The 22,477-nt window shown below is 41.8% G+C and carries 24 protein-coding genes and 2 pseudogenes; 25 read left to right on the forward strand and 1 reads right to left on the reverse strand.

Annotation, left to right across the window (positions count from 1 at the left end; all coding sequences use genetic code 11):
• Positions 1 to 98: 98 nt before the first annotated feature.
• The 25 genes and pseudogenes from L696_RS0123075 to L696_RS32165 all read left to right on the forward strand — a co-directional run.
• Positions 99 to 1,250, forward strand: a pseudogene (locus tag L696_RS0123075) (helicase-related protein); the annotation flags it as partial.
• Between the two features lie 348 nt (positions 1,251 to 1,598).
• A complete protein-coding gene (locus L696_RS0123080; RefSeq protein ID WP_245233428.1) occupies positions 1,599 to 2,162 on the forward strand; it encodes a ComF family protein in 564 nt (187 codons plus the stop codon).
• A gap of 383 nt (positions 2,163 to 2,545) precedes the next feature.
• Positions 2,546 to 2,998: a LysM peptidoglycan-binding domain-containing protein gene (locus tag L696_RS0123090; RefSeq protein WP_025685759.1), complete on the forward strand. Its 453-nt coding sequence runs from the start codon at positions 2,546 to 2,548 to the stop codon at positions 2,996 to 2,998.
• A 659-nt stretch (positions 2,999 to 3,657) separates the two neighbouring features.
• The gene (locus tag L696_RS0123095) at positions 3,658 to 4,068 is read left to right on the forward strand and encodes a TIGR03826 family flagellar region protein (RefSeq protein WP_025685760.1); all 411 of its coding nucleotides are present in this window, start codon (positions 3,658 to 3,660) and stop codon (positions 4,066 to 4,068) included.
• 196 nt (positions 4,069 to 4,264) lie between these two features.
• Positions 4,265 to 4,540, forward strand: a complete 276-nt coding sequence (gene flgM / locus L696_RS0123100; RefSeq protein WP_025685761.1) for a flagellar biosynthesis anti-sigma factor FlgM — start codon at positions 4,265 to 4,267, stop codon at positions 4,538 to 4,540.
• Positions 4,541 to 4,550: 10 nt separating this feature from the next.
• Positions 4,551 to 5,051 carry a flagellar protein FlgN gene (locus tag L696_RS0123105; protein ID WP_025685762.1) on the forward strand — a complete coding sequence of 167 codons (501 nt, stop codon included), beginning with the start codon at positions 4,551 to 4,553 and terminating at the stop codon, positions 5,049 to 5,051.
• Positions 5,052 to 5,066: 15 nt separating this feature from the next.
• Positions 5,067 to 6,647 carry a flagellar hook-associated protein FlgK gene (flgK, locus tag L696_RS0123110; protein WP_025685763.1) on the forward strand — a complete coding sequence of 527 codons (1,581 nt, stop codon included), beginning with the start codon at positions 5,067 to 5,069 and terminating at the stop codon, positions 6,645 to 6,647.
• Between the two features lie 24 nt (positions 6,648 to 6,671).
• Positions 6,672 to 7,580: a flagellar hook-associated protein FlgL gene (gene flgL / locus L696_RS0123115; protein ID WP_025685764.1), complete on the forward strand. Its 909-nt coding sequence runs from the start codon at positions 6,672 to 6,674 to the stop codon at positions 7,578 to 7,580.
• Positions 7,581 to 7,662: 82 nt separating this feature from the next.
• Positions 7,663 to 8,109, forward strand: coding sequence for a flagellar assembly protein FliW (locus L696_RS0123120; RefSeq protein ID WP_025685765.1), 447 nt, complete (start codon positions 7,663 to 7,665; stop codon positions 8,107 to 8,109).
• On the forward strand, positions 8,109 to 8,342 hold the full coding sequence (gene csrA, locus L696_RS0123125; protein ID WP_025685766.1) for a carbon storage regulator CsrA: 234 nt from the start codon (positions 8,109 to 8,111) through the stop codon (positions 8,340 to 8,342). The genes L696_RS0123120 and csrA overlap by 1 nt, the downstream gene beginning before the upstream one ends.
• Positions 8,343 to 8,639: 297 nt before the next feature.
• Positions 8,640 to 9,413 (forward strand): flagellin N-terminal helical domain-containing protein, encoded by a 774-nt coding sequence (locus tag L696_RS0123130; RefSeq protein WP_025685767.1) that lies wholly within the window; start codon positions 8,640 to 8,642, stop codon positions 9,411 to 9,413.
• Positions 9,414 to 9,588: 175 nt separating this feature from the next.
• The gene (locus L696_RS0123135) at positions 9,589 to 9,972 is read left to right on the forward strand and encodes a flagellar protein FlaG (RefSeq protein ID WP_025685768.1); all 384 of its coding nucleotides are present in this window, start codon (positions 9,589 to 9,591) and stop codon (positions 9,970 to 9,972) included.
• A 14-nt stretch (positions 9,973 to 9,986) separates the two neighbouring features.
• On the forward strand, positions 9,987 to 11,459 hold the full coding sequence (gene fliD, locus L696_RS0123140) for a flagellar filament capping protein FliD (protein WP_025685769.1): 1,473 nt from the start codon (positions 9,987 to 9,989) through the stop codon (positions 11,457 to 11,459).
• Positions 11,460 to 11,473: 14 nt separating this feature from the next.
• Positions 11,474 to 11,857, forward strand: coding sequence for a flagellar export chaperone FliS (gene fliS / locus L696_RS0123145; RefSeq protein WP_025685770.1), 384 nt, complete (start codon positions 11,474 to 11,476; stop codon positions 11,855 to 11,857).
• Complete coding sequence (locus L696_RS0123150) at positions 11,857 to 12,201, forward strand: hypothetical protein (protein WP_025685771.1); 345 nt, start codon at positions 11,857 to 11,859, stop codon at positions 12,199 to 12,201. Before fliS ends, L696_RS0123150 begins: the two co-directional genes overlap by 1 nt.
• Positions 12,202 to 12,337: 136 nt before the next feature.
• Positions 12,338 to 14,146 (forward strand): motility associated factor glycosyltransferase family protein, encoded by a 1,809-nt coding sequence (locus L696_RS0123155; RefSeq protein ID WP_245233429.1) that lies wholly within the window; start codon positions 12,338 to 12,340, stop codon positions 14,144 to 14,146.
• A 30-nt stretch (positions 14,147 to 14,176) separates the two neighbouring features.
• Positions 14,177 to 15,196 carry a UDP-N-acetylglucosamine 4,6-dehydratase family protein gene (locus L696_RS0123160; protein ID WP_025685773.1) on the forward strand — a complete coding sequence of 340 codons (1,020 nt, stop codon included), beginning with the start codon at positions 14,177 to 14,179 and terminating at the stop codon, positions 15,194 to 15,196.
• The gene (locus tag L696_RS0123165) at positions 15,193 to 15,912 is read left to right on the forward strand and encodes an acylneuraminate cytidylyltransferase family protein (RefSeq protein WP_025685774.1); all 720 of its coding nucleotides are present in this window, start codon (positions 15,193 to 15,195) and stop codon (positions 15,910 to 15,912) included. The genes L696_RS0123160 and L696_RS0123165 overlap by 4 nt, the downstream gene beginning before the upstream one ends.
• A 16-nt stretch (positions 15,913 to 15,928) precedes the next feature.
• Entirely contained in the window at positions 15,929 to 16,957 is a 1,029-nt protein-coding gene (neuB, locus tag L696_RS0123170; protein WP_025685775.1) for an N-acetylneuraminate synthase, read from the forward strand.
• Positions 16,954 to 18,093 (forward strand): UDP-N-acetylglucosamine 2-epimerase, encoded by a 1,140-nt coding sequence (gene neuC, locus L696_RS0123175; RefSeq protein WP_025685776.1) that lies wholly within the window; start codon positions 16,954 to 16,956, stop codon positions 18,091 to 18,093. The genes neuB and neuC overlap by 4 nt, the downstream gene beginning before the upstream one ends.
• A 12-nt stretch (positions 18,094 to 18,105) precedes the next feature.
• Entirely contained in the window at positions 18,106 to 18,732 is a 627-nt protein-coding gene (locus L696_RS0123180) for an acetyltransferase (RefSeq protein ID WP_025685777.1), read from the forward strand.
• 19 nt (positions 18,733 to 18,751) lie between these two features.
• Positions 18,752 to 19,897, forward strand: coding sequence for a DegT/DnrJ/EryC1/StrS family aminotransferase (locus L696_RS0123185; protein ID WP_025685778.1), 1,146 nt, complete (start codon positions 18,752 to 18,754; stop codon positions 19,895 to 19,897).
• Positions 19,898 to 20,471: 574 nt separating this feature from the next.
• Positions 20,472 to 20,909: a hypothetical protein gene (locus L696_RS32155; RefSeq protein ID WP_245233430.1), complete on the forward strand. Its 438-nt coding sequence runs from the start codon at positions 20,472 to 20,474 to the stop codon at positions 20,907 to 20,909.
• 11 nt (positions 20,910 to 20,920) lie between these two features.
• Positions 20,921 to 21,556 (forward strand): glycosyltransferase, encoded by a 636-nt coding sequence (locus tag L696_RS32160; RefSeq protein WP_245233431.1) that lies wholly within the window; start codon positions 20,921 to 20,923, stop codon positions 21,554 to 21,556.
• Between the two features lie 231 nt (positions 21,557 to 21,787).
• Complete coding sequence (locus L696_RS32165; RefSeq protein WP_025685779.1) at positions 21,788 to 22,093, forward strand: aminotransferase class I/II-fold pyridoxal phosphate-dependent enzyme; 306 nt, start codon at positions 21,788 to 21,790, stop codon at positions 22,091 to 22,093.
• A 142-nt stretch (positions 22,094 to 22,235) separates the two neighbouring features.
• Here L696_RS32165 and L696_RS28930 read toward each other — a convergent pair.
• A pseudogene (locus L696_RS28930) lies at positions 22,236 to 22,477 on the reverse strand (SPRY domain-containing protein); the annotation flags it as partial.

Raw genomic sequence — 22,477 nt, forward strand, 5'->3', positions numbered from 1 at the left:
GTGGACGATTATGGACGAGGCCCATATTACGAATATAGCAACGCGCCGCCGCCGAAGCGGCGCTGCGCTTTTTGGCCGCACCGCCCAGTGGGGTGCGGGGGCGCTCTCGCCCGGTAAGCCTCTGGCTCCGGGCGGGCGAGCTGCTGCGGCGTGGCATGGCTACACGCCGGGGGACAAGCCCTGCTGCTGCGTCGCAGGGCAGTGTCCTTGCCCGCGACAGCGGGCATCCTTCGCCAACAACTGGCGAAGGCGTGGCTGAGCGGTTTTTGCTTTGGGCCGTGACTGGCGCAGGCAAGACGGAAATGATGTTTCCACTCCTGCAACATGTGCTGGAGCATGGAGGAACGGCGCTTGTAGCGACACCGCGCCGGGATGTGGTACTGGAGTTGGCGCCCCGTTTGGCAATCGCCTTTCCTCATGTAAGCATGGTGACGCTCTATGGAGGCAGCGATGATCGCTGGCAAAGGGGGCAGCTGACACTCGCAACGACTCATCAGCTTCTGCGTTATCGTCAGGCCTTTGATCTGGTTGTCATTGACGAAATTGATGCGTTTCCTTATCACAATGATCCAATGCTCGCCTTTGCCGCACAGGCTGTATGTAAGCAGGAGGGGAAATTTATTTATTTGTCTGCTACTCCACCGCTACTGTTGCAAAAAGAGGCTGCACGCGGCCTGTTGCCGCATGCCAAGGTTCCCGTTCGTTTTCATCGCCATCCACTGCCTGTCCCATTCCGTCTGGAGACTGCTCCGGTGAAGCATTGGCTGCAAAAGGGACGACTTCCTGCATCCCTGATTCAACACTTGTTCGCATCCATACATCGCGGCGCTCAGGTCTTCCTGTTTGTGACACGAATCTCACATATTCAATCTCTAGTAGAATTGTTGATCAGACGCTTGCCTGATATCCCAATTGCGGGCACTTCATCCCAGGATGAAGAACGAAGCGCTAAGGTACGTTCCTTTCGAGCAACTGAAATACGTGTACTGGTCACAACCACTATTCTGGAGCGCGGTGTGACCGTTCCACACAGCGATGTGTATGTACTGGATGCGGATAGCAGCCTTTTTGATGAAGCCTCTCTGGTACAAATGGCTGGTCGAGCAGGAAGGTCGAAGGATGATCCATGTGGAAGCGTCGTTTTCACATCTCCCCAATGGACTCGCGGCCAAAAGAGGGCGATTAGACAAATTAAGCGCATGAATACACTAGCGCGAAAAAAGGGCTATCTACAGGAGGTAAAGCATTAAATGCACAAAATAAAAAAAATTTTTTGGAAATATGAAACCTGATACAATATTGACACGTAAATTACCAAGAAAGGTGCATTCTGTATGATAATGGTGCGCAGAACCCAACTTTTTTTGAATTGGCTACTTCAGCGTCAGTCAGAGACATGTATCGCTTGTGGAATTCACACTGGGGGTTTTTCCAAGTTCCCCGGGATTTGTACTTCTTGTTCGGCACAAATTCCTTGGATCCACAACATTCGATGTGTTCATTGTGGACGCCCGACCTTTTGTCCTGATTGTGTAAGGCCTGACCGGGCAGCACGCTACTATGTGTGTAATCGGAGTGCGACTAGCTATACGCCTATTATGAGAGAATGGATTGGGCAGTTTAAGTATCGCGGAAATGAAAAGTACGGTCCTCCGCTCGGCGAGATGATGCATCGGGCTTATCAGGCTATGAGGCATGAGTTTGCTGGTCGGGAATATTTTCGTTTCAACCAGTCTCTGCAGAACGTGAATTTGGTGACATGTGTTCCGGTAAGCGAGACACGATTGACAGAGCGAGGCTTCAATCAGGCTCAAATTTTGGCAGAGGAGCTTGCCAGGCGGAATAAACTACCCTTTTTACCTTTACTTGCTCGTCCACAAGATACTGGCAAACAAAGCTTCAAAACAAAAAAAGAACGCACAGACACGATGTACAATGCGTTCTCTGCTGTGCCGGGTATGACGGAGTTAATTAAGCCTTTTATTCTAAATGCTGAGTCTCAAACTAAAATGGAAAATCAGAAATGTGTGACTGTCTGGCTGGTGGACGATATTTATACGACAGGGAGCACTTTACAAGCGTGTGCGCGTGTTTTAGGGGAAAAGGCATCCGAGGAGGGAATACATATGACCATTTTTTGCCTGACTTTGGCAAGGTCATAAGCCCAAATTTTATGTCCCTTTACGAGAGTTTTGGTTTGAAACTAGGAAAAAAAGTTCATAACGTTCCAAGGAAAACTCGAATGCTAGAGCAGAAAAGCCTTTTAAACCGCACGATAAGCAAGATTTGACAACGAGATAGAAAGAGGTATATAATAAAAATATAGACACAAACAAAAAGTAAGGAAGTGAGGGATGAAAACAGAACATTTTAATTTAGAGGTTGATTTTTTTGGAAAAGAGGAGTACAATTTCTATCTGTTGATAGCTAACATGGTTTGGTAATAAATGATTAGCTAACGACAACAGAGCGGACATTGGGAGTGTCTCGCTCAGTAGTAAAGCAGTTAATTAAAATTTAACCTAAAAAGAGGAGAGAAAAAATCATGAAAAACGTAATGAAAAAAGTAGTAGTATCTAGTATGTTGGCAGTTAGTTTAGGTGCAGTATCGCTGTTGAGTCCACTGGCTACAGGTCAAGTATCCGCAAAGTCTAACTCGGATAACAACAAGGATCAGGCAGAACTACAACTGATTATTGAACAACAAGAAGCAGCACAGAAAGCACTGGAAGCTAGACTCTTTGGAACTGAAAATGCTACGACTACAACACCGGCTCAACCAGCTACTGAGAACAACAATCAAACAACTACAGCGCCAACTAATACAACTGGAACACCAGCTACTGTAAATACAATCACAGTAAGTGTTCAAGATGGCGATACGCTGACTTCCATTGCTAAAAAATACGGTGTTACTGTTGAAGAACTGCTTAAAATCAACAACCTGATTAAAGTAGGCCAGGAACTGCAAGTTCCGCAAGCAAGCACTAATAAATAATTCGTTATAAATTCACAATAAAATGTTTTTATTAAACCAAGTGTTTGACTACAGTATACGGGAAGGCCTCTATTAAAACAATGCTTTTTTGAATAATTATTTGTGAAATAGCTTGTTTTTTTGGGCTGCAAATTTCCAATGGTGCGTCTATCCTATCTTAAGATAGATTTTAAGCTGGGATGATGTTAGTCGTATTGATATAATGAATACCCACACTCCATGTGCGGAGCATTCGTATGGGCGCCGTTCCCCCGGATTTGTAGCAGTTACTTGGTGGCATTCGGGGCACAGGTGAACATGAATTCTTCTGAGGATTGTTTCGCCCGGTTTTTCCCTCATCTTGATTCGTATATTTACTCCATTTATAATCATATACAGCTATTTTAATTATAGTGAGGCGCTATTCCCGAAATAACCGGAATGGCGCTTATTTTATTTTAATCTAAAAAAGAATTTTAATGCTTGGTTTTCTTGTTGCACTTCCTAATACAGAGTACGCTAAGCATTTTGTACCTTTATTATGATATCGTACAAAATGTGCAATTGTGTAAAATCTATAAATCTTTTTTTTAATATTCGCTAGACGAGGCTCTTAGGTATAAGGTAATGTAAGGATACACTAATACGAGACCGGAAACAGGAAAGGGGCGCTGCAGAGGATGAACTTGGATAACTGTCCTCGCTGTGGAAAGCTGTTTATTAAGAATGTCAGGGGTATCTGTCAGAACTGTATTAAAGAAATTGAGATTGAATACGAACGCTGCGTCAAACATATACGTGAAAATAAGGGTATTCATATGCATGAGCTTTCAGAAGCTACTGGTGTATCCGTTAAACAAATCACGACATTTATACGTGAGGGACGTATTTCCATTGCTAATGCGCCCAATATGACCTATCCTTGCGAGGTGTGTGGGATACCGATTCGTGATGGGCATATGTGCGATTCTTGTCGAACACGCCTGACCAAAGACCTGCATCAGGCCGTACGCGAAAGTAGTAATCAGGATCAAAGTAATAATATGGGCTCAGGTACCTACAGCGCGATTGATAAACTTCGTGGAAAGTAGTACAGGGGAATTAAAAACGTATTCAGCTATTCAAAAAGTTTCAAATACCGCCGATAATCTTTATAGAGCTTATCGGTTTTTTTATTTCTAGCATCCATGCACAAAATAAAGAAGTAAGGCATAATACGAACCATGTTCGACGCTATGTCGTCTGATACATTCTGACTATATCAAATAACTAAGGAAGGTGGAAGTTATGAAAATTAACGAGACCAACCGCATCGGAGCTATTAATCCATATCAACGAAATATTGAAGCAGGACGCCAAGAGGAACAAAAGAAATTCCGTCGCAAGGACGAGGTCTCGATTTCCCCGGAAGCAATGGAAATGCTGAACCGCAGCAGTGATGCAGACCGCGTTAAAAAGATTCAGGAGCTTAAGCAGCAAGTAGCTTCTGGAACCTACCGCGTGGATGCCGATAAAATTGCAGAGAAGCTGTTACCCTACTTCAAGCAGTCTTCCGAAAGCTAGGTGAAGGAATATGCCTTTAGAGCGTTTGATTGATGTGCTGGAGGAACTCAGAGTGTCACATCAGCAACTAATTTCATTGGGAGAGCAGAAAAAAGATGCGCTGATCTCCAATCGGGTGGAACAGCTTATAGCTGTCATGAATCAGGAATCGAAGCTTTCCAGACACATTGAGCAGTTGGATGAACAACGTATGCAGGCTGCATATGCATTTTTGCAGGAACGTGGCATTAAGTCCAGGTTGAACCTCAATATTACGGAATTGTCCCGTCTCGTTTTTGATCTAGAAGACAAGCAGCGGCTCCTTCAAATTCAAAAAAAATTGGCGGATACCCTTCAAGAATTGAAGAAACTAAATGAGTTGAATCAACAGCTTATACAGCAGGCGATTTCCTATATCGATTTCTCCATTGAGAGTATGTCATATTATGCGGAATCGGAAGCGACTTACCAGCGCCCGGCTGATAAAAGTATATCAACTGTGACGGCGGGCCTATTTGATACACGCGCCTAATAGAAGGAGGAAAACATGACCTCAACATTTCATGGTATAGAAACAGCGAGAAGAAGCTTAAATACGCAAACGGCAGCACTAAACACAACCGGACACAATATTTCCAATGCCAACACAGCCGGTTATTCCAGACAAGTGGTAAGTATGAAAGCCTCTGAATCTATGGAGGCGTATGGATTGAACCGTTCTGTTGTAAGAGGTCAGATGGGTACAGGGGTTGAATTCACCGCTATTGAGCGTGTTCGTCAGACATTTCTGGATGATCAGTACCGTAACGAAAGTTCTTCTCAAGGTGGCTGGGATATCCGTTATGATACGCTGAACAAGCTTGAGACCATTATGAATGAGCCCTCGGATACGGGGATCCGCAAGGTCATGGATAACTTTTGGGATGCATGGTCCGATCTGAGCCAAGATCCTCAGGATGTCACGAATCGCAAAATTGTAAAAGAGACTACGCTTGCTCTGACAGATGCTATGAATCAGGCCAGTAAACAGCTGGATGCACTCAGTTCTGATTTGACTAGTAACGTTACACTAAAAACAACTGAGATAAACTCATTATTGCAGTCTGTAGCGGATTTGAACGGTAATATTTATAAATTGGAGCAAATCGGGGATAACCCGAATGACTTGCGGGATCAGCGGGATTATGCGATTGATCAGTTGTCCAAACTTGCGAATGTGCAGGTAACTCAGTTGGATAACGGCTATCAGGTAACGGTGGCCGGACAAGTAGCTGTTGCGGGTACAGAGGTAACTGCTATTACGGCGGCTGGTCTTGAGGCTGCATATCAGGGGGGGGCTTTAACCGGCGGCGAAGTATACGGTATGATTCTATCCCGGGATAAATATGTAGCGGATTACAAGAGTCAGATGGACCAGTTGGCTAATACGCTGGCGAATGGCAACATTGAAATTACCTTACCCGCAGGTACAGTTCTACCCGAGGGAACGGTACTGAATTCGGGTACCAACAATACAGCAGTCACTTACTCGAATGCAAATAACAACAGAACCTTGACGGCCGATTTGAAAGTAACCGTACAAGGGATTAATGGCCTTCATCAGCTAGGGTACACGCTTAGTGGCACGACACCGGAAAAAGGTGGGGCGTTCTTCACCTCCAAAGATGGGGCTGCCATTACAGCGGGTAATATTACGCTGAATAAGGATATTCAAGATGATCCCAATAAAATTTCCAGCTCTTTGCGGGTAGATGGAACAGGTACGGCGAATGAGAAGGTAACCGTAGGTAACAATGCTTTGGCGTTGGCTATGGCGAACCTGAAAAATGTGAAGTTTGGCTTTAATACCACTCAAGCTCAGTCTACCACGGTAGATGACTTTTTCAGCTCAATTGTAGGACAATTAGGTGTTCAAACTCAGGAGGCAGAGCGCCAATCGAAAAATGCACAGCTATTGACCGAGCAAGTGGACATGAATCGTCAGTCGGTCAGTGGGGTGTCATTGGATGAAGAGATGTCCAATATGATTAAATTTCAGCATGCCTATAGTGCAGCCTCCCGGTTCATGACTACATTTGACCAACTGTTGGACAAGCTGATTAATGGTACAGGCCGCGTAGGTCTCTAGTATAATGAGAAGGTGGAGTAAGTTATGCCAATTCGAGTAACCCCAGGGATGACCAATATGCAACTGCTCAGTAACCTGAATCGGAATAACAATAATACAAGTAAATTGGAAAACCAGATTTCGACCGGTCGTAAGCTGAATAAACCTTCAGACGACCCGGTAGGAGTAACCTATGCACTACGTTACAGAGCTGAGCTGGCTTCTAATGAGCAATACAAGACCAATTCAGATGCTGCTGTCAGTTGGTTGAACTTTACTGATACCACCATGCAACAGGGCAGCGATGTCATGAAACGCCTCAAAGAGCTGACAGTTCAGGCATCAAGTGAAACACTTCCTCAATCCGCCCTGGATTCGATTAAGCTGGAAGTTGACCAACTAAAAGAGCAAATGATGAATATTGGTAACAGCCAGCTTCGTGGGAAGTATGTTTTCAATGGGCAAAATTATGATCAGGCACCGTATCAGCTATCAGCTACGGTCACGAGTTATGCCCAGATTGATCCGGATCAAGGCGCTGTCAGTTATGCGATTGGGGATCAAGATGCATTTCGGGTAAATACGTCAGGCAGCGATTTTTTCGGAAAATCGACAGAAGCCGATAATGTTTTTAAGGTCATGGATGCTTTATCTACCGCATTAACCAGTGGAAATAGTACAGCAATATCAAGTCAACTTTCAGGTATTGAATCCCGTTTTACCAAAATGCAGACAAGCTTGTCTGAAGTAGGTGCACGCACGAATCGGGTTGAATTGGTACAAGCCCGTTTGGATGATCGTAATTTGAATTTGACGACACTTCAAGCCAAAACAGAGGATGCAGATGTTGCTAGTCTGATGATTCAAGCTACATCTGCCCAGACGATCTATGAGGCGGCTTTAAAATCATCTGCCAAGATCATGCAGCCATCTCTGATGGACTTTATGAGTTGATTTTTATCTTTGACATTGTTACTTAAAGCTATGGACGAGTGGTCCGTAGCTTTTTTGTTACTATTTATAGGAGGAGTTACTTATGACCCCAAAACAGAAATTAGATGAAGAGAACCAAGATACAAATACTAGTCTCTATGTGTTTCCGAAAGGCATACCGGGATTTGAACAACTTCGGGAATTCCAACTACAGGAACATAATGAATTATTTAGTCTTTTTAGCGCAGTAGAGCAACCTGCTACTATTTTTATTACCGTAAATCCATTTGATTTCTTTGAAGATTATGAATTTGAGCTATCTGATGATGCCCTGGAGGATATCGGAATTACGAGTAAAGAACAGATAGCAGTACGATGTATCTGTACATGGAATAGCGATCAGTCCAAAACGACGGTTAATTTGCTTGCACCTTTAATTTTTAACATTGAACAGCATACGGGGAAGCAAATTGTTTTGCAGAATACTGACTATAAAATTAAGCATCTATTATGGAGTGGAACAGAGTCCAGCAAAGGTGGTGAGTCCTGATGCTGGTATTAACGCGTAAAAAGGGCGAGTCCATTGTAATTCAGAATGATATCGTCATTACAGTTCTTTCTGTTGAAGGAGATACTGTGAAAATCGGTATTTCTGCCCCTAAGGATATCGATATTTACCGAAAAGAAGTCTTTGATGCTATTCAGCAAAATAATCAGATTGCTGTTATGGATACAAATGCTATTCAAAATGCGATGTTGGACATGGATAAGAGAAAGTGCTGATTTAACAATAATAGTAGTGTATATTCATTCAGAAAGGCCGACACAAGTAAAGTGTCGGCCTTTGTTTGACTAGATTTTATGCTTATTTATCTGGAACAGTAATTGATATAATCATCTATATAACCGAATCGTAAACTTCTAAGAAAATATTTCAAAAAAAGCTGGAATGCTATAAACAATTCTAGCTTAAGGGTCGATATATAGTTTAGAGCGGTAATTCTTCAGGGCGGCCGACCTGTGAAGACGCTTATACCACAAGGACGTGGGAATCAAACCATTTCAGGGAGGAAATTTAAAATGATTATCAATCACAACTTACCTGCAGTAAATACACACCGTAACATGCAATTGAACAACACAGCAGCAAGCAAAAACATGGAAAAATTGTCTTCAGGTCTGCGTATCAACCGTGCAGCTGACGATGCTGCTGGTCTCTCCATTTCCGAAAAAATGCGCGGTCAAATCCGTGGTCTGGAACAAGCACAACGTAACGTTCAAGATGGTATCTCTTTCGCACAAACAGCTGAAGGTGCAATGAACGAAGTATCCTCCATGCTGACTCGTATGAAAGAACTGAGCGTTCAACAAGCCAATGATACTTACAGTGCTGGCGATAAATCCAACATCAAAGCAGAGCTCGGTCAATTGGGTAGTCAAATTGACGCAATCCTGTCTAACACTAAATTCAACGGTATCGCAATTTCCGGCGGAGCAGGTGTTAAAATCCAAGCTGATGATAATCAGTTCGTAATTACTATTAAAGGTATTAGTTCTGCTCGTTTCAGAGGTCTTACTTCTGGAGTTAATTTGTCTCAGACAACAGCTGCAATTGAAGCGGTTGCTAAGCAACGTGCGAACCTGGGTGCTATGCAAAACCGTCTGGAATACACTTCCAACAACTTGGGCACAACTGTTGAAAACCTGACAGCTTCCGAATCCCGTATTCGTGATACTGATATGGCAAAAGAAATGGTTGCTCTGTCCAAAAACAACATCTTGCTGCAAGCTTCCCAATCCATGCTGTCACAGGCGAACTCCGCGCCACAAGGCGTACTGTCGTTGCTTCGTTAATTTTAAACGACAGCAAGTTACAAAAAAAGATCCTGCTTCTCGCAGGATCTTTTTTTTGTTTTTATTTTAGTTTTTTCGTAAATAATTGCACTCATTTACCGATATATAATGTATTAGCATTTCAAATACAGAACGGTTTTATTGTGTCTAAAAACTAACTAATGGAGGTTATTCTATGGACTCGATGATACCCCCTAGCACTGGGAATCTGTTGCCGATTCAGCCATCAGCAGGAATAAAACGTGAAGCCCCTTCAGATGCCGAAACAAATTCTTCCGCTGTAGAAGGTGCTGTACAAACAACCAATAGAGGTGGTACCGCGCAGAAACAGCCGACACATGAGGAAGCAGTTAAGGAACTGCAGAAAGCAATTGATGCTATTCAAGGCCCGCAGAAGACGTTTGAAATATCTGTGCATGAAAAGACTCATGCAATCATGATAAAAGTGATGAACAAGGAAACCGGCGATCTGATTCGTGAGGTACCTCCTGAGAAAATTTTGGATATAGCCGCTAGAATGATGGAAATTGCAGGAATTATAATTGATAAAAAAATATAGGGGGACATACAATTATGGTAACCAGAATAAGTGGTCTTGCCTCAGGCATGGATATTGATGCAGTGGTCAAAAAGCTGATGACTGCTGAGCGTGTACCGCTCGATAAGCTGAATCAACAAAAGCAGCTAATGGAATGGAAACGAGAAAACTATCGTGAGTCCAGTACTAAAATTGTTTCATTTCTCCAAGATAAACTGACGACATTAAGCCGCACTGCTTCAATGAATCCGCAGAAAGTGACAGTAACGGGAAATAGTGACGCGTTGACTGCATCGGCTTCATCGTCTGCCAGTGGAGTATTGGATATCTCGGTAACAAATCTCGCTACTGCCGCAAGATCCGTCTCAGACAGTTCATGGTCTGAAAAGGCAAGCACTGAGCTTGCCTTTGCCGATGGGGCAGCTCGTACGGTTCAGGTTGGTGGGACCACTATTGATGTGGATGCAAACGAAACCATTGAATCGTTTGTCAAAAAAATTAATGATAACAGCAAGACAGGAGTAACTGCCCTGTATGATGCCAAATCTGGTTTGTCGTTAACAAGTAAAACCACCGGTTCCCAAGCATTCAATATCGATGCTCAAATTAGTAGTGAGTTTAAACTGTCTTCAATGAATGGAACCGATGCTGTGCTAAAGGTAAATGGACTTGAAGTCAAAAAGTCATCAAATAATTTTACAATTAATGGCATTGATATTACACTGAAGACAGCCGGTGGTGCTGCGACAAGGATCGAAGCTACCAAAGATACCGATAAGATTGTGGAAAATATTCAAAGTTTTGTCGATGCTTATAATGATGTTCTCGCTACACTCAATGGCAAGGTTAGTGAGGAGAGATATAAAAAATACGCTCCGCTTACGACGGAACAAAAAGCCGCTATGAGCGATGATGAAGCCAAGCTCTGGACAACCAAGGCCAAGAGTGGCATGCTTAGAAACGATCCTATCCTGCAGGATACATTATCTGAAATGCGTAATGCCATGATTCAAGGTGTAGATATTGGCAGAGTTGATGCAAATGGGAAGAATAAGCCCTTGATGATGTCTGAGCTTGGAATCACTACGGGTACGTATGATACCAAAGGTAAGCTTATACTGGATGCAGACAAATTACGTGCAGCGGTTGAAAAAGATCCAGATGTTATCTCGAATTTTTTTGGGAAACAGGACCCAAGTACTCTATTAACAAATAATTATACACAACAAGATGGTATTCTTGCTAAACTTAAAAAGATTTCGAATACTTCACTTCAAAGAATGGCCGATACAGCTGGTACTTCAAAAGTAAGTAAGGATCTAACAGCTTCATTTCTTACTACGAGCACAATGGGAGAGCAATTGTCGAGTCTGGACCGCCGAATCAGTAATATGACAAGTCGTCTAACGATGATTGAGACTAACTATTACAAAAAATTCACTGCGATGGAGACGGCAATAAGCAAATATAATACTACATCTTCGAGTCTTACAGGCATGTCGTCATAAAGGAGGTTTTACAATTGATCAATACACCCTATCAGAAATACCGGCAGACTCAAGCGCAAACTGCATCCAAGCCTAAATTGCTGATTATGCTGTACGATGGGGCTATTCGTTTCGTTCGTGCGGGGATTGAGGGGATAGAGAATAAGGATAACGAGAAAGCGAATAATAATTTGTGTAAAGCGCAAGCTATTGTACACGAGTTGATATCTGCGTTGAATTTTGAGTATCCAATATCCCATGACTTATTGCGAGTGTATGAATATATGCTGCATGAGCTAATCGAGGCGAATGTACACAAAATATCCGCTCCGGCACAAGAGGTGCTGGAACATTTGACTGACCTACGGGAGGCTTGGCTGGAAGCCGCGAAAATGCCTGGTGTAGTTGGTAGTGTGTGATGGCAGATCCTAATATGCAAGTACTCCTTGAAGAACTGCAACATAAGACAGAAGCAGTGTTGGTTAATCTTCTGAATTTAAATGAGGAAGAATTTGAACAGTTTGCAGATCAAAGACAGCGCATTGTAGAACAGATGCAGCCCTATCAACTATCATTAACGGAACATGATAAGCAGAAAATCCGTAACATACTAAGCCACGATTCTGTAATTTTGCAGCGTATGCAAGCACTTAAGGATGAAGCAGGCCACTGGATGGAGAAACGTGGAGCCATTCGTGTACAGCAGCATGCCTACCAGCAAGCTTATTCCGTAGACAGTTTGTTTATTGATCATCGAAAATAAAAGATACTTGATGGAACGTTAGTCTCGTCTACCCCATTCTAAATCGAATGGGGTATTTTTGCGAAAAGCTTCATTCCATTAAGAGTAAATCCGATATACTAATTAACAAATATTAATGCGAAACGGTGGTATTACCTTGTCTCAACTACAGATAAACCATACAATTCTAGAGCAGAGGTTTCCTCATGTTGCAATGAAAATAAAAGAAATATCGGATAATGAATTATCTACATCTTTGTTTAATGAATCCCTTGAAAGAGACACAGCTTGGCTTAATGCTGTTGAAGGGGCTATTGGTAACGGGAAAATCATTTTTGTATATGGATTTGAACGGGGCCTCAGCATTGCTGATCTCCTTGAATTGTACCCGAATCACTGGTTGTTTATTTACGAGCCGGATGAGTGGCTTTTTCGGAAGGCCGTGACGGATTACGATCTTAGTCTTTTGTTGGAACATCCCAATTTGTACTGGTTATCGGTCGGTGAGTCTCAGCTCAATACGATGTTTCACATGTTAAGTAGTTATATAATAGAAGATTTGGGGTTTATCGCATTACGTAAGTATTTATCAGATGATATGAATTTGTTGCGTGAAGTAAAGGAACAATTTCAGGAATATCGTTATAGCTTTTTGGTAGATAAACATACAGAGAATCGTTTTCGTGAAGAATGGACGCGAAATTTTCTATATCACTTATCTGATGGACTATACACTCCTTCCATTGAGCAACTTTTTTATACTTTTGAGGGTGCAACAGCAGTTGTAGTATCATCAGGTCCATCTTTACAAGAAGATATCGAATGGCTGAGAAAAATACGTCCTCATGTACTGATTATTTCAGCAGGCTCCAGCATTCAGGCATTAATAAAGCATGGAATACAGCCTCACCTTGCTGTCATTATGGATGGTCATCCAGTCAATAAGAAGATCTTTGCTTCCTCTGAAACGAGAGAGCAGCCTTTATTGTTTACCTCTTCCTCTTATTATGAAATCTCTGACCAGAACTGTGCAGTGAAAATCCATAGTATTATGAAAAGTGATGCTATATCCCAGTATTTCTTTGGAATCAGTAAGGATGAACTCTTTATATCGCCCACAGAAACAGTTGCAGGAACGGCAATTCAAGTAGCAGCCTGTTTAGGGGCTAAACGGATCATACTAGCAGGACAGGATTTATCATTTCCTGATAACAAGTTTTACGCAGATGGGATAGAGCACTTTTCAGCCGAAACTACGGATAAGACAGTGCAGGAAGCGCCTAAGAAGGTACTGAATGTAAAGGGGACATACAACACTACAAACGAGAGTTTCTCTTTGATGAAGAATGGGCTCGAAAATTTAATTATTGCACTTCCGAGAATCGAATTCGTCAATTCAAGTCGCAATGGTGCAGTGATTGAGGGTGCTCCATTCAAGCCTATGGAAGAGCTCTATGAATCGTTGGCATCAGAATCTGTTACTCCTAATGCCATTGCCGATTTGATAAATGAAAAAAATATTGCTGTTGATATGAATAAGGTGCAGGATGTCAGAGATAAGCTGATAGCGACAGGTGAGGACCTCTCTAATGTACGCTCTGAGATTGCAGCAATTCACAAGCTTATGAATAAGCTACGCGAGTTTAGCCGGACTAAACCAGCAAAGGCTCAAAATATGGTGGAGTCTATAGAGCAGATGTGGGGATTGATTGCCAACAGGGAATGGTTCTCACCTATATTTGAGTCCATTATGCCTATCGAAGTTGCTCGTTTTGATCAGGTGCTTCCTGTGATTGTGACAGAACATCAGTTGACTCGTAAGTCTGATTTAATTTATGAGCACGTTGGTAAGATTTTAAAGGATATTACAACACAAATTCCAATACTCGAAGAAATGTTTTCGGAATCGATTCGCCGTTTAGATAAAAAGACAGATAGCGATGCAGTGGTCCATAAAAATATATAAACTAATCGTCTCACATTCCGGAGGTTTATTATGTTCAACAACAAGATTGTACTGGTTACGGGCGGTACAGGCTCGATTGGAAGCGAAATTGTACGTAATATTTTATCCTATAATCCTAAAGCTCTGCGAATTTTTAGCAGGGATGAGAGTAAGCAGTTTGATCTGCAGCAGGAATTAAAAGAATATACGAATGTCCGTTATCTGATTGGCGATATCAGGGACAAGCAGAGGCTCAGTTATGCCATGGAGGATGTAGATTACATTTTTCATGCTGCTGCTCTCAAACATGTGCCTGCATGCGAGTATAACCCTATGGAAGCAGTGAAAACGAATGTTATTGGCGTACAAAATTTGATAGAAACGGCTATTGAGCATAATGTAGAAAAAGTAGTAGCCATCAGTACAGATAAAGTGGTAAACCCAACGAATACGATGGGGGCTACGAAGCTGCTATCAGAACGTTTGATTTCTGCCGCCAACTTGTATAAAGGGAGCAAACGTACCATCTTCTCTTGTGTCCGCTTTGGAAATGTTATGGGGTCCAGGGGCTCCGTTATTCCATTATTCCGTGATCAGATTGCTAAAGGGATACCGGTGACGGTCACACATGCAGAGATGACTCGGTTTATGATGTCTATTCCACAAGCAGCTCAGCTGGTAATAGATGCAGCGCATCATTCGCAAGGCGGAGAAGTATTCGTACTCAAGATGCCGATTCTTAAAATCACGGATTTGGCCCAATGTTTGATCGATTCATTTGAACAGTCAACTGGCAATATCTATTCGGGTGAAGTCATCGAGTCTGGAATACGGCCGGGAGAAAAGCTGTATGAAGAACTAATGTCGTTTGAGGAATCTGAAAGAGCGCTGGAGAATGGACAAATGTATATTATTCCTTCGTCATTTCATACAGTAGAGCAGGAATATGAAGGTTTTCAAAGGGCGATTCCTCAAGAGTATTCTTCGAAGACTGCACCACAGATCTTCCAGACAGCCATTCGGGAGCTTATCGAACAGAATGGATTGGGCTTCACAAAAGGTATTGTATGATGAGCAATCACAAATGTTTGGCGATTATTCCTGCGCGGGGTGGATCAAAAGGTTTGCCTGGTAAAAACATAAGATTATTACATGATAAACCGCTCATTCAATATAGCATTGAAGCCGCGCTAAACAGTGGTTGTGTAGACGAATTAGTAGTTACAACGGATAGTAAAGAGATTGCTCGTGTGTCAGGCCAAGCTGGAGCGGCTGTTCCGTTTATAAGGCCTGCTGAACTGGCTACCGATGAGGCCAAAAGCATTGATGTATTGAAGCATGCAGTTGAATTTTATGAGCAGACGCAAAATCAATTTTTTGATGTTATTATGCTGCTGCAGCCCACATCTCCACTGCGAAATGCCACGGACATCAAAGAGGCGTATAAAATATTTTTAGATCATCAGGCTGATTCACTTCAAAGTGTCACCTTGTCCGGGGTACAACCCTATCTACTAAGGGAAATAGATAACGGACGGCTTACGTCCTACCTGAAAGGTGAAAGGGAGCATTTGAGGAGGCAAGATCTAAAAGAGCTACATGTTCTAAACGGAGCAATATATATCGTAAAAAGAGATCTGTTGCTGAATAGTGACACTCTGGTTGGGCCTAATAATTGTGGCTACATTATGCCTAAAGAACGATCTGTTGACATAGATGACGAGTTTGATTTAAAAATGGCAGAGCTTTTTTGGAGAGAATCCAATCACAAGGAATCCTTGCAGTAGGAGGGAGGAATATAACATGCAAAACCTCTTATCAAATAATGGTAGCCACCCCATCTATATTATCGCAGAGGTAGGAGTAAATCATAACGGATCATTAGATCTTGCATTCGAGTGTATTGATCAAGCGATTTTATGTGGCGCCGATGCGGTGAAGTTCCAGACCTTTAAAAGTGAAAAACTAGTAACCAAGTACGCCCAGAAGGCTAATTATCAGACAGAGAATACGAACTCAGCTGAAAGTCAACTGGACATGTTAAAACAGCTGGAATTAAGCTTTGATGATTTTGTTCTTTTGAAAAAGTATTGTGAGGAAAAAGGAATAGATTTTCTCTCTACACCTTTTGATGAAGAAAGCGCCGAGTTTCTGAATTCAATTGATATCGATGCATTCAAGGTTGGATCGGGAGATATGAACAATATCCCCTTTCTTCAGAAGCTCGATAGCTATGGGCGTCCGATTATTCTATCTACCGGAATGTCCAATCTGAATGAAATTGGAGAATCATTACAAGCATTTGAAAATAGTGAGGTGCTATTACTGCACTGTACCTCCGATTATCCGGCACCTCTGGAAGATGTGAATCTGTTTGCCATGAAGACCATTTCTACAGCTTTTGAGAAGGTCACAGGATATTCCGATCATACGGCGGGGATTGAGATCGCTGTAGCGGCTTCAGCACTGGGAGCGAGAATTATTGAAAAGCATTTTACATTGGATCGAAATCTTCCAGGTCCTGACCATAAGGCTTCACTGGAGCCTGCTGACTTTTCAAAGATGGTTCTTGCGATTCGAAATGTGGAGCAGGCTCTAGGGGATGGTGTTAAAAGGTGTATGCCTTCCGAGGAAAGCACCAGAGCGGTTGCAAGAAAAAGTATTGTGATGGCAACATCGAAAAAGGCAGGCCAGTTATTAACTCAAGAAGATCTAGTTATCAAGCGTCCAGGTACTGGAATAGAGCCTAAATATTTTGATGACTTGGTTGGTAAGCAGCTTTTAAAGGATGTACATGAAGACTATTTGTTGTCATGGGATGATGTGCAATGAAGAAAGTATTGGTGATTACCGGAACGCGGGCTGATTATGGAATATATTACCCGGTTTTGCGGGCTCTTGAGGAGGAACATGCTCTGGAGCTCCACCTGTTGGTTACAGGAATGCATTTATCTCCACAGCATGGGTATACATTGGACGCTATCCTAAAGGACGGATTTCGTGTATCTGCTAAGGTAGACTGTCTGCTGCAAGGATCTACTCATGCTAATATGTCTCGCTCTATTGGAATAGCAATCATGGGCATGACTCAAGCCGTAGAAGCTTTGAAACCAGATTTCGTTGTTGTATTAGGAGATCGGGGAGAAATGCTTGCAGCTGCGATTGTGTCCTCTCACATGAACATTCCACTTGTTCATTTGCATGGTGGAGAAGTGTCCGGCACGATTGATGAGTCTGTTCGGCATGCAATCAGTAAGTTGGCTCACATTCACTTTGTGGCTACAAATGGAAGCAGAGAGCGCCTAATTAGGCTTGGCGAAGAACCTTGGAGAATTCATGTAGTCGGTGCTCCGAGAATTGAAACGATGATGAATACATCCCTGCCTGAGCTAGAGAGGACGAAGCGTAAATACGATCTGAATATAGCTAACGATTATGTGCTGTTTGCTTATCATCCTGTCACCACGGAAGAGGCGGATATGCACATCCTTGGTAAGATGATGGAAGTTCTCTTGGCTGGGGAGAATGAGGTGATTTGTGTGATGCCCAATTCGGATGCTGGAGCTGATGCGATCGTTGATGTATATAATCGTTTTGCTGCAAGAAAAGGGATGCACCTTGTAACTAGTTTTGAGCAACTTGATTATCTGACGATGTTGAAGAATGCAAAAATATTAATTGGAAATTCTTCATCGGGGATTATTGAGGCTGCCTCCTTTCATGTTCCAGTCATTAATATTGGAACTCGTCAGACAGGCAGAGAGCGTTCTGTGAACACAATAGATATTGTAGCTGACGAGCTCGAATTGACTTCTGCAATGGAGTACGCAATGTCTGAGCCTTTCCAACAAATTGTTAAAGCAGCCGACAATATTTACAGTAGAGATAACACAAGCTCTCGCATCGTAGATATATTGAACCGAACATCCAAGTCAGAGCAGCTTATTCAAAAGACAATTACCTATTAAGGAGGATCGGCCTTGAGCTATATTGTTTTTGGAGCAGGAGGACATGCCAAGGTCATCGTGGATATTTTACGATCTTGTGGTGAAGAAATCATTGGCATTATGGATGACCATTGTAAAGAAGAAGCATGGAACGGATTGCCGATCTTGGGGGGCCGTAATCAGATTGCTCAACTATTATCTCTGTATCCAGAGGCGCTGTTCGTTGTGGCAATCGGAGATAATACAACCAGAAGGAAGATTGTAAGTCAATTAAAAGTTGCTTCAGTCAAATTTGGTACTGCTGTTCACCCAAGCGCTGTAGTCGCACCTAGCGTATTCATTGGCGATGGTTCGGTAATCATGCCTAATTCAGTAATTAACGCTGACACGTTTGTTGGAGAGCATGTCATTGTTAATACGGCGGCTACTATAGACCATGATTGCCGAATAGAAGACTTCGTGCATATTTCCCCAGGTGTACATATGGCAGGTGGAGTTCAGATCGGGTACTGTGCTCATATCGGAATAGGTGCAAGTCTTATACCTGGTGTTCGCGTAGGGTGTGATACCATCGTTGGTGCTGCTTCTTGTGTCATCCGCGATTTGCCAGAAAAAGTTACAGCTGTGGGTTGTCCGGCCAAAGTAATAAAAAACCTATAAGGATAAGGGATGAAACAAAATGTCTAATCGAGATAGAATTTATTTATCTTCACCGCATATGGGCGGGCTTGAACAGCAATATATCGCAGAGGCCTTTGAAACGAATTGGATTGCTCCACTAGGTAAAAATGTAGACGCTTTTGAATCAGAGGTGGCAAATTACTTAGGATGTGGAGGCGCAGTTGCCCTAAGTTCTGGAACGGCGGCGATCCATTTGTCTTTGATACTGCTTGGGGTCGAAAAGGATGATGTTGTTTTTTGTTCTTCTCTTACCTTTGTTGCCAGTGCTAATCCGATCTTGTATCAAGGTGCGATTCCTGTCTTTATTGATTCGGAACCTGACAGTTGGAATATGTCTCCCGAGGCGCTAGAGCGAGCATTAAAGACTTATGCGGATAAGGGAAGGAAGCCTAAAGCTGTAGTCATAGTCAATTTGTACGGGCAGAGTGCAGACTACGATCGGTTAAAAAAAATATGTGATCATTACGAGGTGCCGATTGTAGAAGATGCTGCAGAATCACTCGGAGCATCTTATGGCAAGCAAATGAGTGGAACGTTTGGGAAATTCGGTATTCTTTCTTTTAACGGTAATAAGATTATTACCACTTCCGGCGGAGGTATGCTGGTTTCAGATGATGTAGAAGCTCTAAGTAGAGCGCGACATTACGCAACTCAGGCGAGGGAAAAGGCGATCCATTATCAGCATGAGGATATAGGCTTTAATTATCGTCTTAGCAATGTCTTGGCTGGTATAGGAAGAGGACAACTTCGTGTGTTGGACGAGCGCATTCAACAGAAACGAAAAGTCTTTGAAAAGTACAGCTATGAACTATCAGGAATTGATGGAATACAATTTATGCCGGAAAAGAGCTTTGGCAAGTCTACTCGATGGTTGACAACGATGACAATAGATCCTGAAATCTTAGGCAGTAGTGTTAGTGATTTAATAGGATATCTAGGAAAAGATAACATTGAATCCCGTCCAGTCTGGAAGCCGCTTCATTTACAGCCACTCTTTAAGGACGCCGTATATTTTACTCATGAAAGCGGTATGGATATTAGCAAAAAATTATTTGAAGAAGGAGTTTGTTTGCCCTCCGGAACAAATATGTCGGTGGATGATCAGAGCTTTGTAATTGACCAAATGAAGGGATTTTTTCAATAAATATACGTTGAACTAATACCAAATATACCCAAGGGGGAGGCTGTTACCGTCGCTTTTCAATCCTAATCTTGCTCCCCTAAGTAAACTCTAATGATAAAATGAAAAGAGGTTCCTAATGAGTAGTTTCAAAGAAACGCTTGAAATAGAAAAAATCGAATGATAAATTATCAAATGTGGAAGTATACAAATTACTAGATCACGAACTAACCAAATTAAATGGAAACTTTGATAGTATAAATTCAAATAGTCGTCAAGAGATAGTAACCGAAATCGAACAAATGATATCAGATTATAATAATTGGGGACTATATTTACCGTCATTTTTACTCACATGTACAAAGGATCAGAAGTTTTTGGATGATATTTTTGAATCTATAGAAAAAGAAGTATTAATAGAGGCGCTTCATTTTATTTACTGGCAAATTACGAGCCTTCTTTTTCTTACTCCTAAATTGAAAACGGAGTAAAACACAAACAGACTGAGAAGGATATATCGAAAATATTTTGAGTATTTTAATAATCAAATTGTAAACGAAAAGAATTGGATCCCTTATAAAGAACGCAATAAAGATTTGTGGTTGTTGTTGCTGGACAGATACTTTCTATGTTACATAGTCCAACACAAGTAGCGCTAGATCATTGCAAAGCTTTATATATTCTCAAAAAAAATATTTTTCTTATCAATACCGCAGACATGCCACGATCTATAGCCACGCCTTATTTTGGAGCTGTTCTATCCGACTATGTTGAGGGGTACAATCAAACTGATAAGCTAATGTATGAAAATTTAAGTATTCCATTCTTTCAATGTCAAAAAGCAATGCCAGATGGTGGCCAAATAACGGAGTTAATCCAAACAATACGGCATTTAAAGCCGCTCTTTGTTTTATCTATCTCAGGCTCAAATGTAAGCGCCGACCTATTTTCTAATTTTGTGCCTGTTATCACTCTGCCATTAGCTTATGATCTCCCCATCTCAGAGAGCACATTTCCAATTTTCCCAGAAAAATAAATACAGCAGATTTGAACACGCTAGAAGAATTAGATAGGTCTCGGGAATCAGTTATTGAAAGTGTGTTTACTTATAAATATACGCCTCCACAGACTAAAATGCATAGAGAGGATTGGGGGTTAGATGAGGAAAATTTTGTATTGGCCATAGTGGGTAATCGCCTTGATACGGAGCTAGACGTTTCCTTTTTAACAGAGCTGGACGACTTGCTGAAATGTAATGATCATACACGCATTATGTTTATAGGTGAACTTGAAAATTATAAAAAGATAACGACTCACTATGTCACTCTTGAAAAACAATCTGTTCATGTCGGAGTTCAAAGGGACTTAGCTGCTGTTTATGAAGTGTGTGACGCGTATTTAAACACAGTTCGATCTGGAGGCGGTACTTCTGCTGCTATTGCTTTACGACAAGGGCTACCCGTTTTTACATATGCCTTCGGAGATGTTGCTCACACGGTAGGAGGGTACTATCATATTAACAGTTTTGATGATGTGAAGACATTTATAAAAAATTGGGAAAATCCTGTATTTAGGGAACGCGAAAGATCTGTAGCAATAAATAGGGTGGATGAAATTTTTGACAGTGAAAAGGTTATGAGAGAGATTATAGAGACTATGACTAAATCACCACACTTTTATTAAGCTGCATGGGCTTCACCACATAATTTGCTGAAATGAGAAATGATAATGATAAATTTCAATGTTCCAGCAATAGTAGTAATATACATCAAAAAAGTCATTTTCTAGTGGAAATCTTTCTGGGGATGGAGAATTTACGCGTCTATGTGCAAACTGGTTTGAAAGAACTTTTGATGTAAAAAAACGCTAATAACTACTTTTTGCACACATGCTCTGGAAATGGCTGCTATTCTCTTGGATATTCAACAGGGTGATGAAATTATCATGCCATCTTATACATTTGTATCCACTGCTAATGCCTTTGTTTTAAGAGGAGCTAAGATTGTATTCGTGGATATTCGACCTGATACTATGAATATTAATGAAGATCTTATAGAAGATGCGATCACAAATAAAACAAAAGCAATTGTCCCAGTGCATTATGCTGGAGTATCTTGTGATATGGATAAAATTTTAGAGTTGGCGAATAGATACAATTTGGCAGTTGTAGAGGATGCAGCACAAGGAATTCTTAGTGAATATAAAGGAAGGAGATTGTAGACTGCGAAGGAGTAGTAGAGAAGATAACGCCGGAATCCATTAAGATATAACAGATCTTGTTTCTTCCGTAAGCAGTTTGAATTTAGAGTAGATGTGAAAAAGGACTCCTCCGCTATGTAACCAGTAAGGAGCCCTTTGTTGTTTATTTAGTTGAATACTCGCTTACTTCAAATGTAAGGATTTTATTGAATATTACGTAATCTTTACGGTTGCTGAATGGACCTTTGTTATTATTGTGTTTATCAATGGCAAAGAATGAAGCACCTCTACCAGCATCCTTTGCGTCATACCAAGCGATGAAGGCATTCAATTCTTTTTTACTCAGATCGAATTCTTTATCAAGCCCAGTGTCCATCGTTACAGTCAGAATTGCACGGTCACCAG

Origin of the sequence: Paenibacillus maysiensis (genome assembly GCF_000520815.1) — a bacterium.
Lineage (GTDB): Bacteria > Bacillota > Bacilli > Paenibacillales > Paenibacillaceae > Paenibacillus > Paenibacillus maysiensis.

Excerpts from the sequence above, each read along its gene's own strand:
- L696_RS0123080 (WP_245233428.1), top strand. The coding sequence starts at position 1,599 with ATGAGAGAATGGATTGGGCAGTTTAAGTATCGCGGAAATGAAAAGTAC.
- L696_RS0123090 (WP_025685759.1), top strand. The coding sequence starts at position 2,546 with ATGAAAAACGTAATGAAAAAAGTAGTAGTATCTAGTATGTTGGCAGTT.
- L696_RS0123095 (WP_025685760.1), top strand. The coding sequence starts at position 3,658 with ATGAACTTGGATAACTGTCCTCGCTGTGGAAAGCTGTTTATTAAGAAT.
- flgM (WP_025685761.1), top strand. The coding sequence starts at position 4,265 with ATGAAAATTAACGAGACCAACCGCATCGGAGCTATTAATCCATATCAA.
- L696_RS0123105 (WP_025685762.1), top strand. The coding sequence starts at position 4,551 with ATGCCTTTAGAGCGTTTGATTGATGTGCTGGAGGAACTCAGAGTGTCA.
- flgK (WP_025685763.1), top strand. The coding sequence starts at position 5,067 with ATGACCTCAACATTTCATGGTATAGAAACAGCGAGAAGAAGCTTAAAT.
- flgL (WP_025685764.1), top strand. The coding sequence starts at position 6,672 with ATGCCAATTCGAGTAACCCCAGGGATGACCAATATGCAACTGCTCAGT.
- L696_RS0123120 (WP_025685765.1), top strand. The coding sequence starts at position 7,663 with ATGACCCCAAAACAGAAATTAGATGAAGAGAACCAAGATACAAATACT.
- csrA (WP_025685766.1), top strand. The coding sequence starts at position 8,109 with ATGCTGGTATTAACGCGTAAAAAGGGCGAGTCCATTGTAATTCAGAAT.
- L696_RS0123130 (WP_025685767.1), top strand. The coding sequence starts at position 8,640 with ATGATTATCAATCACAACTTACCTGCAGTAAATACACACCGTAACATG.
- L696_RS0123135 (WP_025685768.1), top strand. The coding sequence starts at position 9,589 with ATGGACTCGATGATACCCCCTAGCACTGGGAATCTGTTGCCGATTCAG.
- fliD (WP_025685769.1), top strand. The coding sequence starts at position 9,987 with ATGGTAACCAGAATAAGTGGTCTTGCCTCAGGCATGGATATTGATGCA.
- L696_RS0123150 (WP_025685771.1), top strand. The coding sequence starts at position 11,857 with ATGGCAGATCCTAATATGCAAGTACTCCTTGAAGAACTGCAACATAAG.
- L696_RS0123160 (WP_025685773.1), top strand. The coding sequence starts at position 14,177 with ATGTTCAACAACAAGATTGTACTGGTTACGGGCGGTACAGGCTCGATT.
- L696_RS0123165 (WP_025685774.1), top strand. The coding sequence starts at position 15,193 with ATGATGAGCAATCACAAATGTTTGGCGATTATTCCTGCGCGGGGTGGA.
- neuB (WP_025685775.1), top strand. The coding sequence starts at position 15,929 with ATGCAAAACCTCTTATCAAATAATGGTAGCCACCCCATCTATATTATC.
- neuC (WP_025685776.1), top strand. The coding sequence starts at position 16,954 with ATGAAGAAAGTATTGGTGATTACCGGAACGCGGGCTGATTATGGAATA.
- L696_RS0123185 (WP_025685778.1), top strand. The coding sequence starts at position 18,752 with ATGTCTAATCGAGATAGAATTTATTTATCTTCACCGCATATGGGCGGG.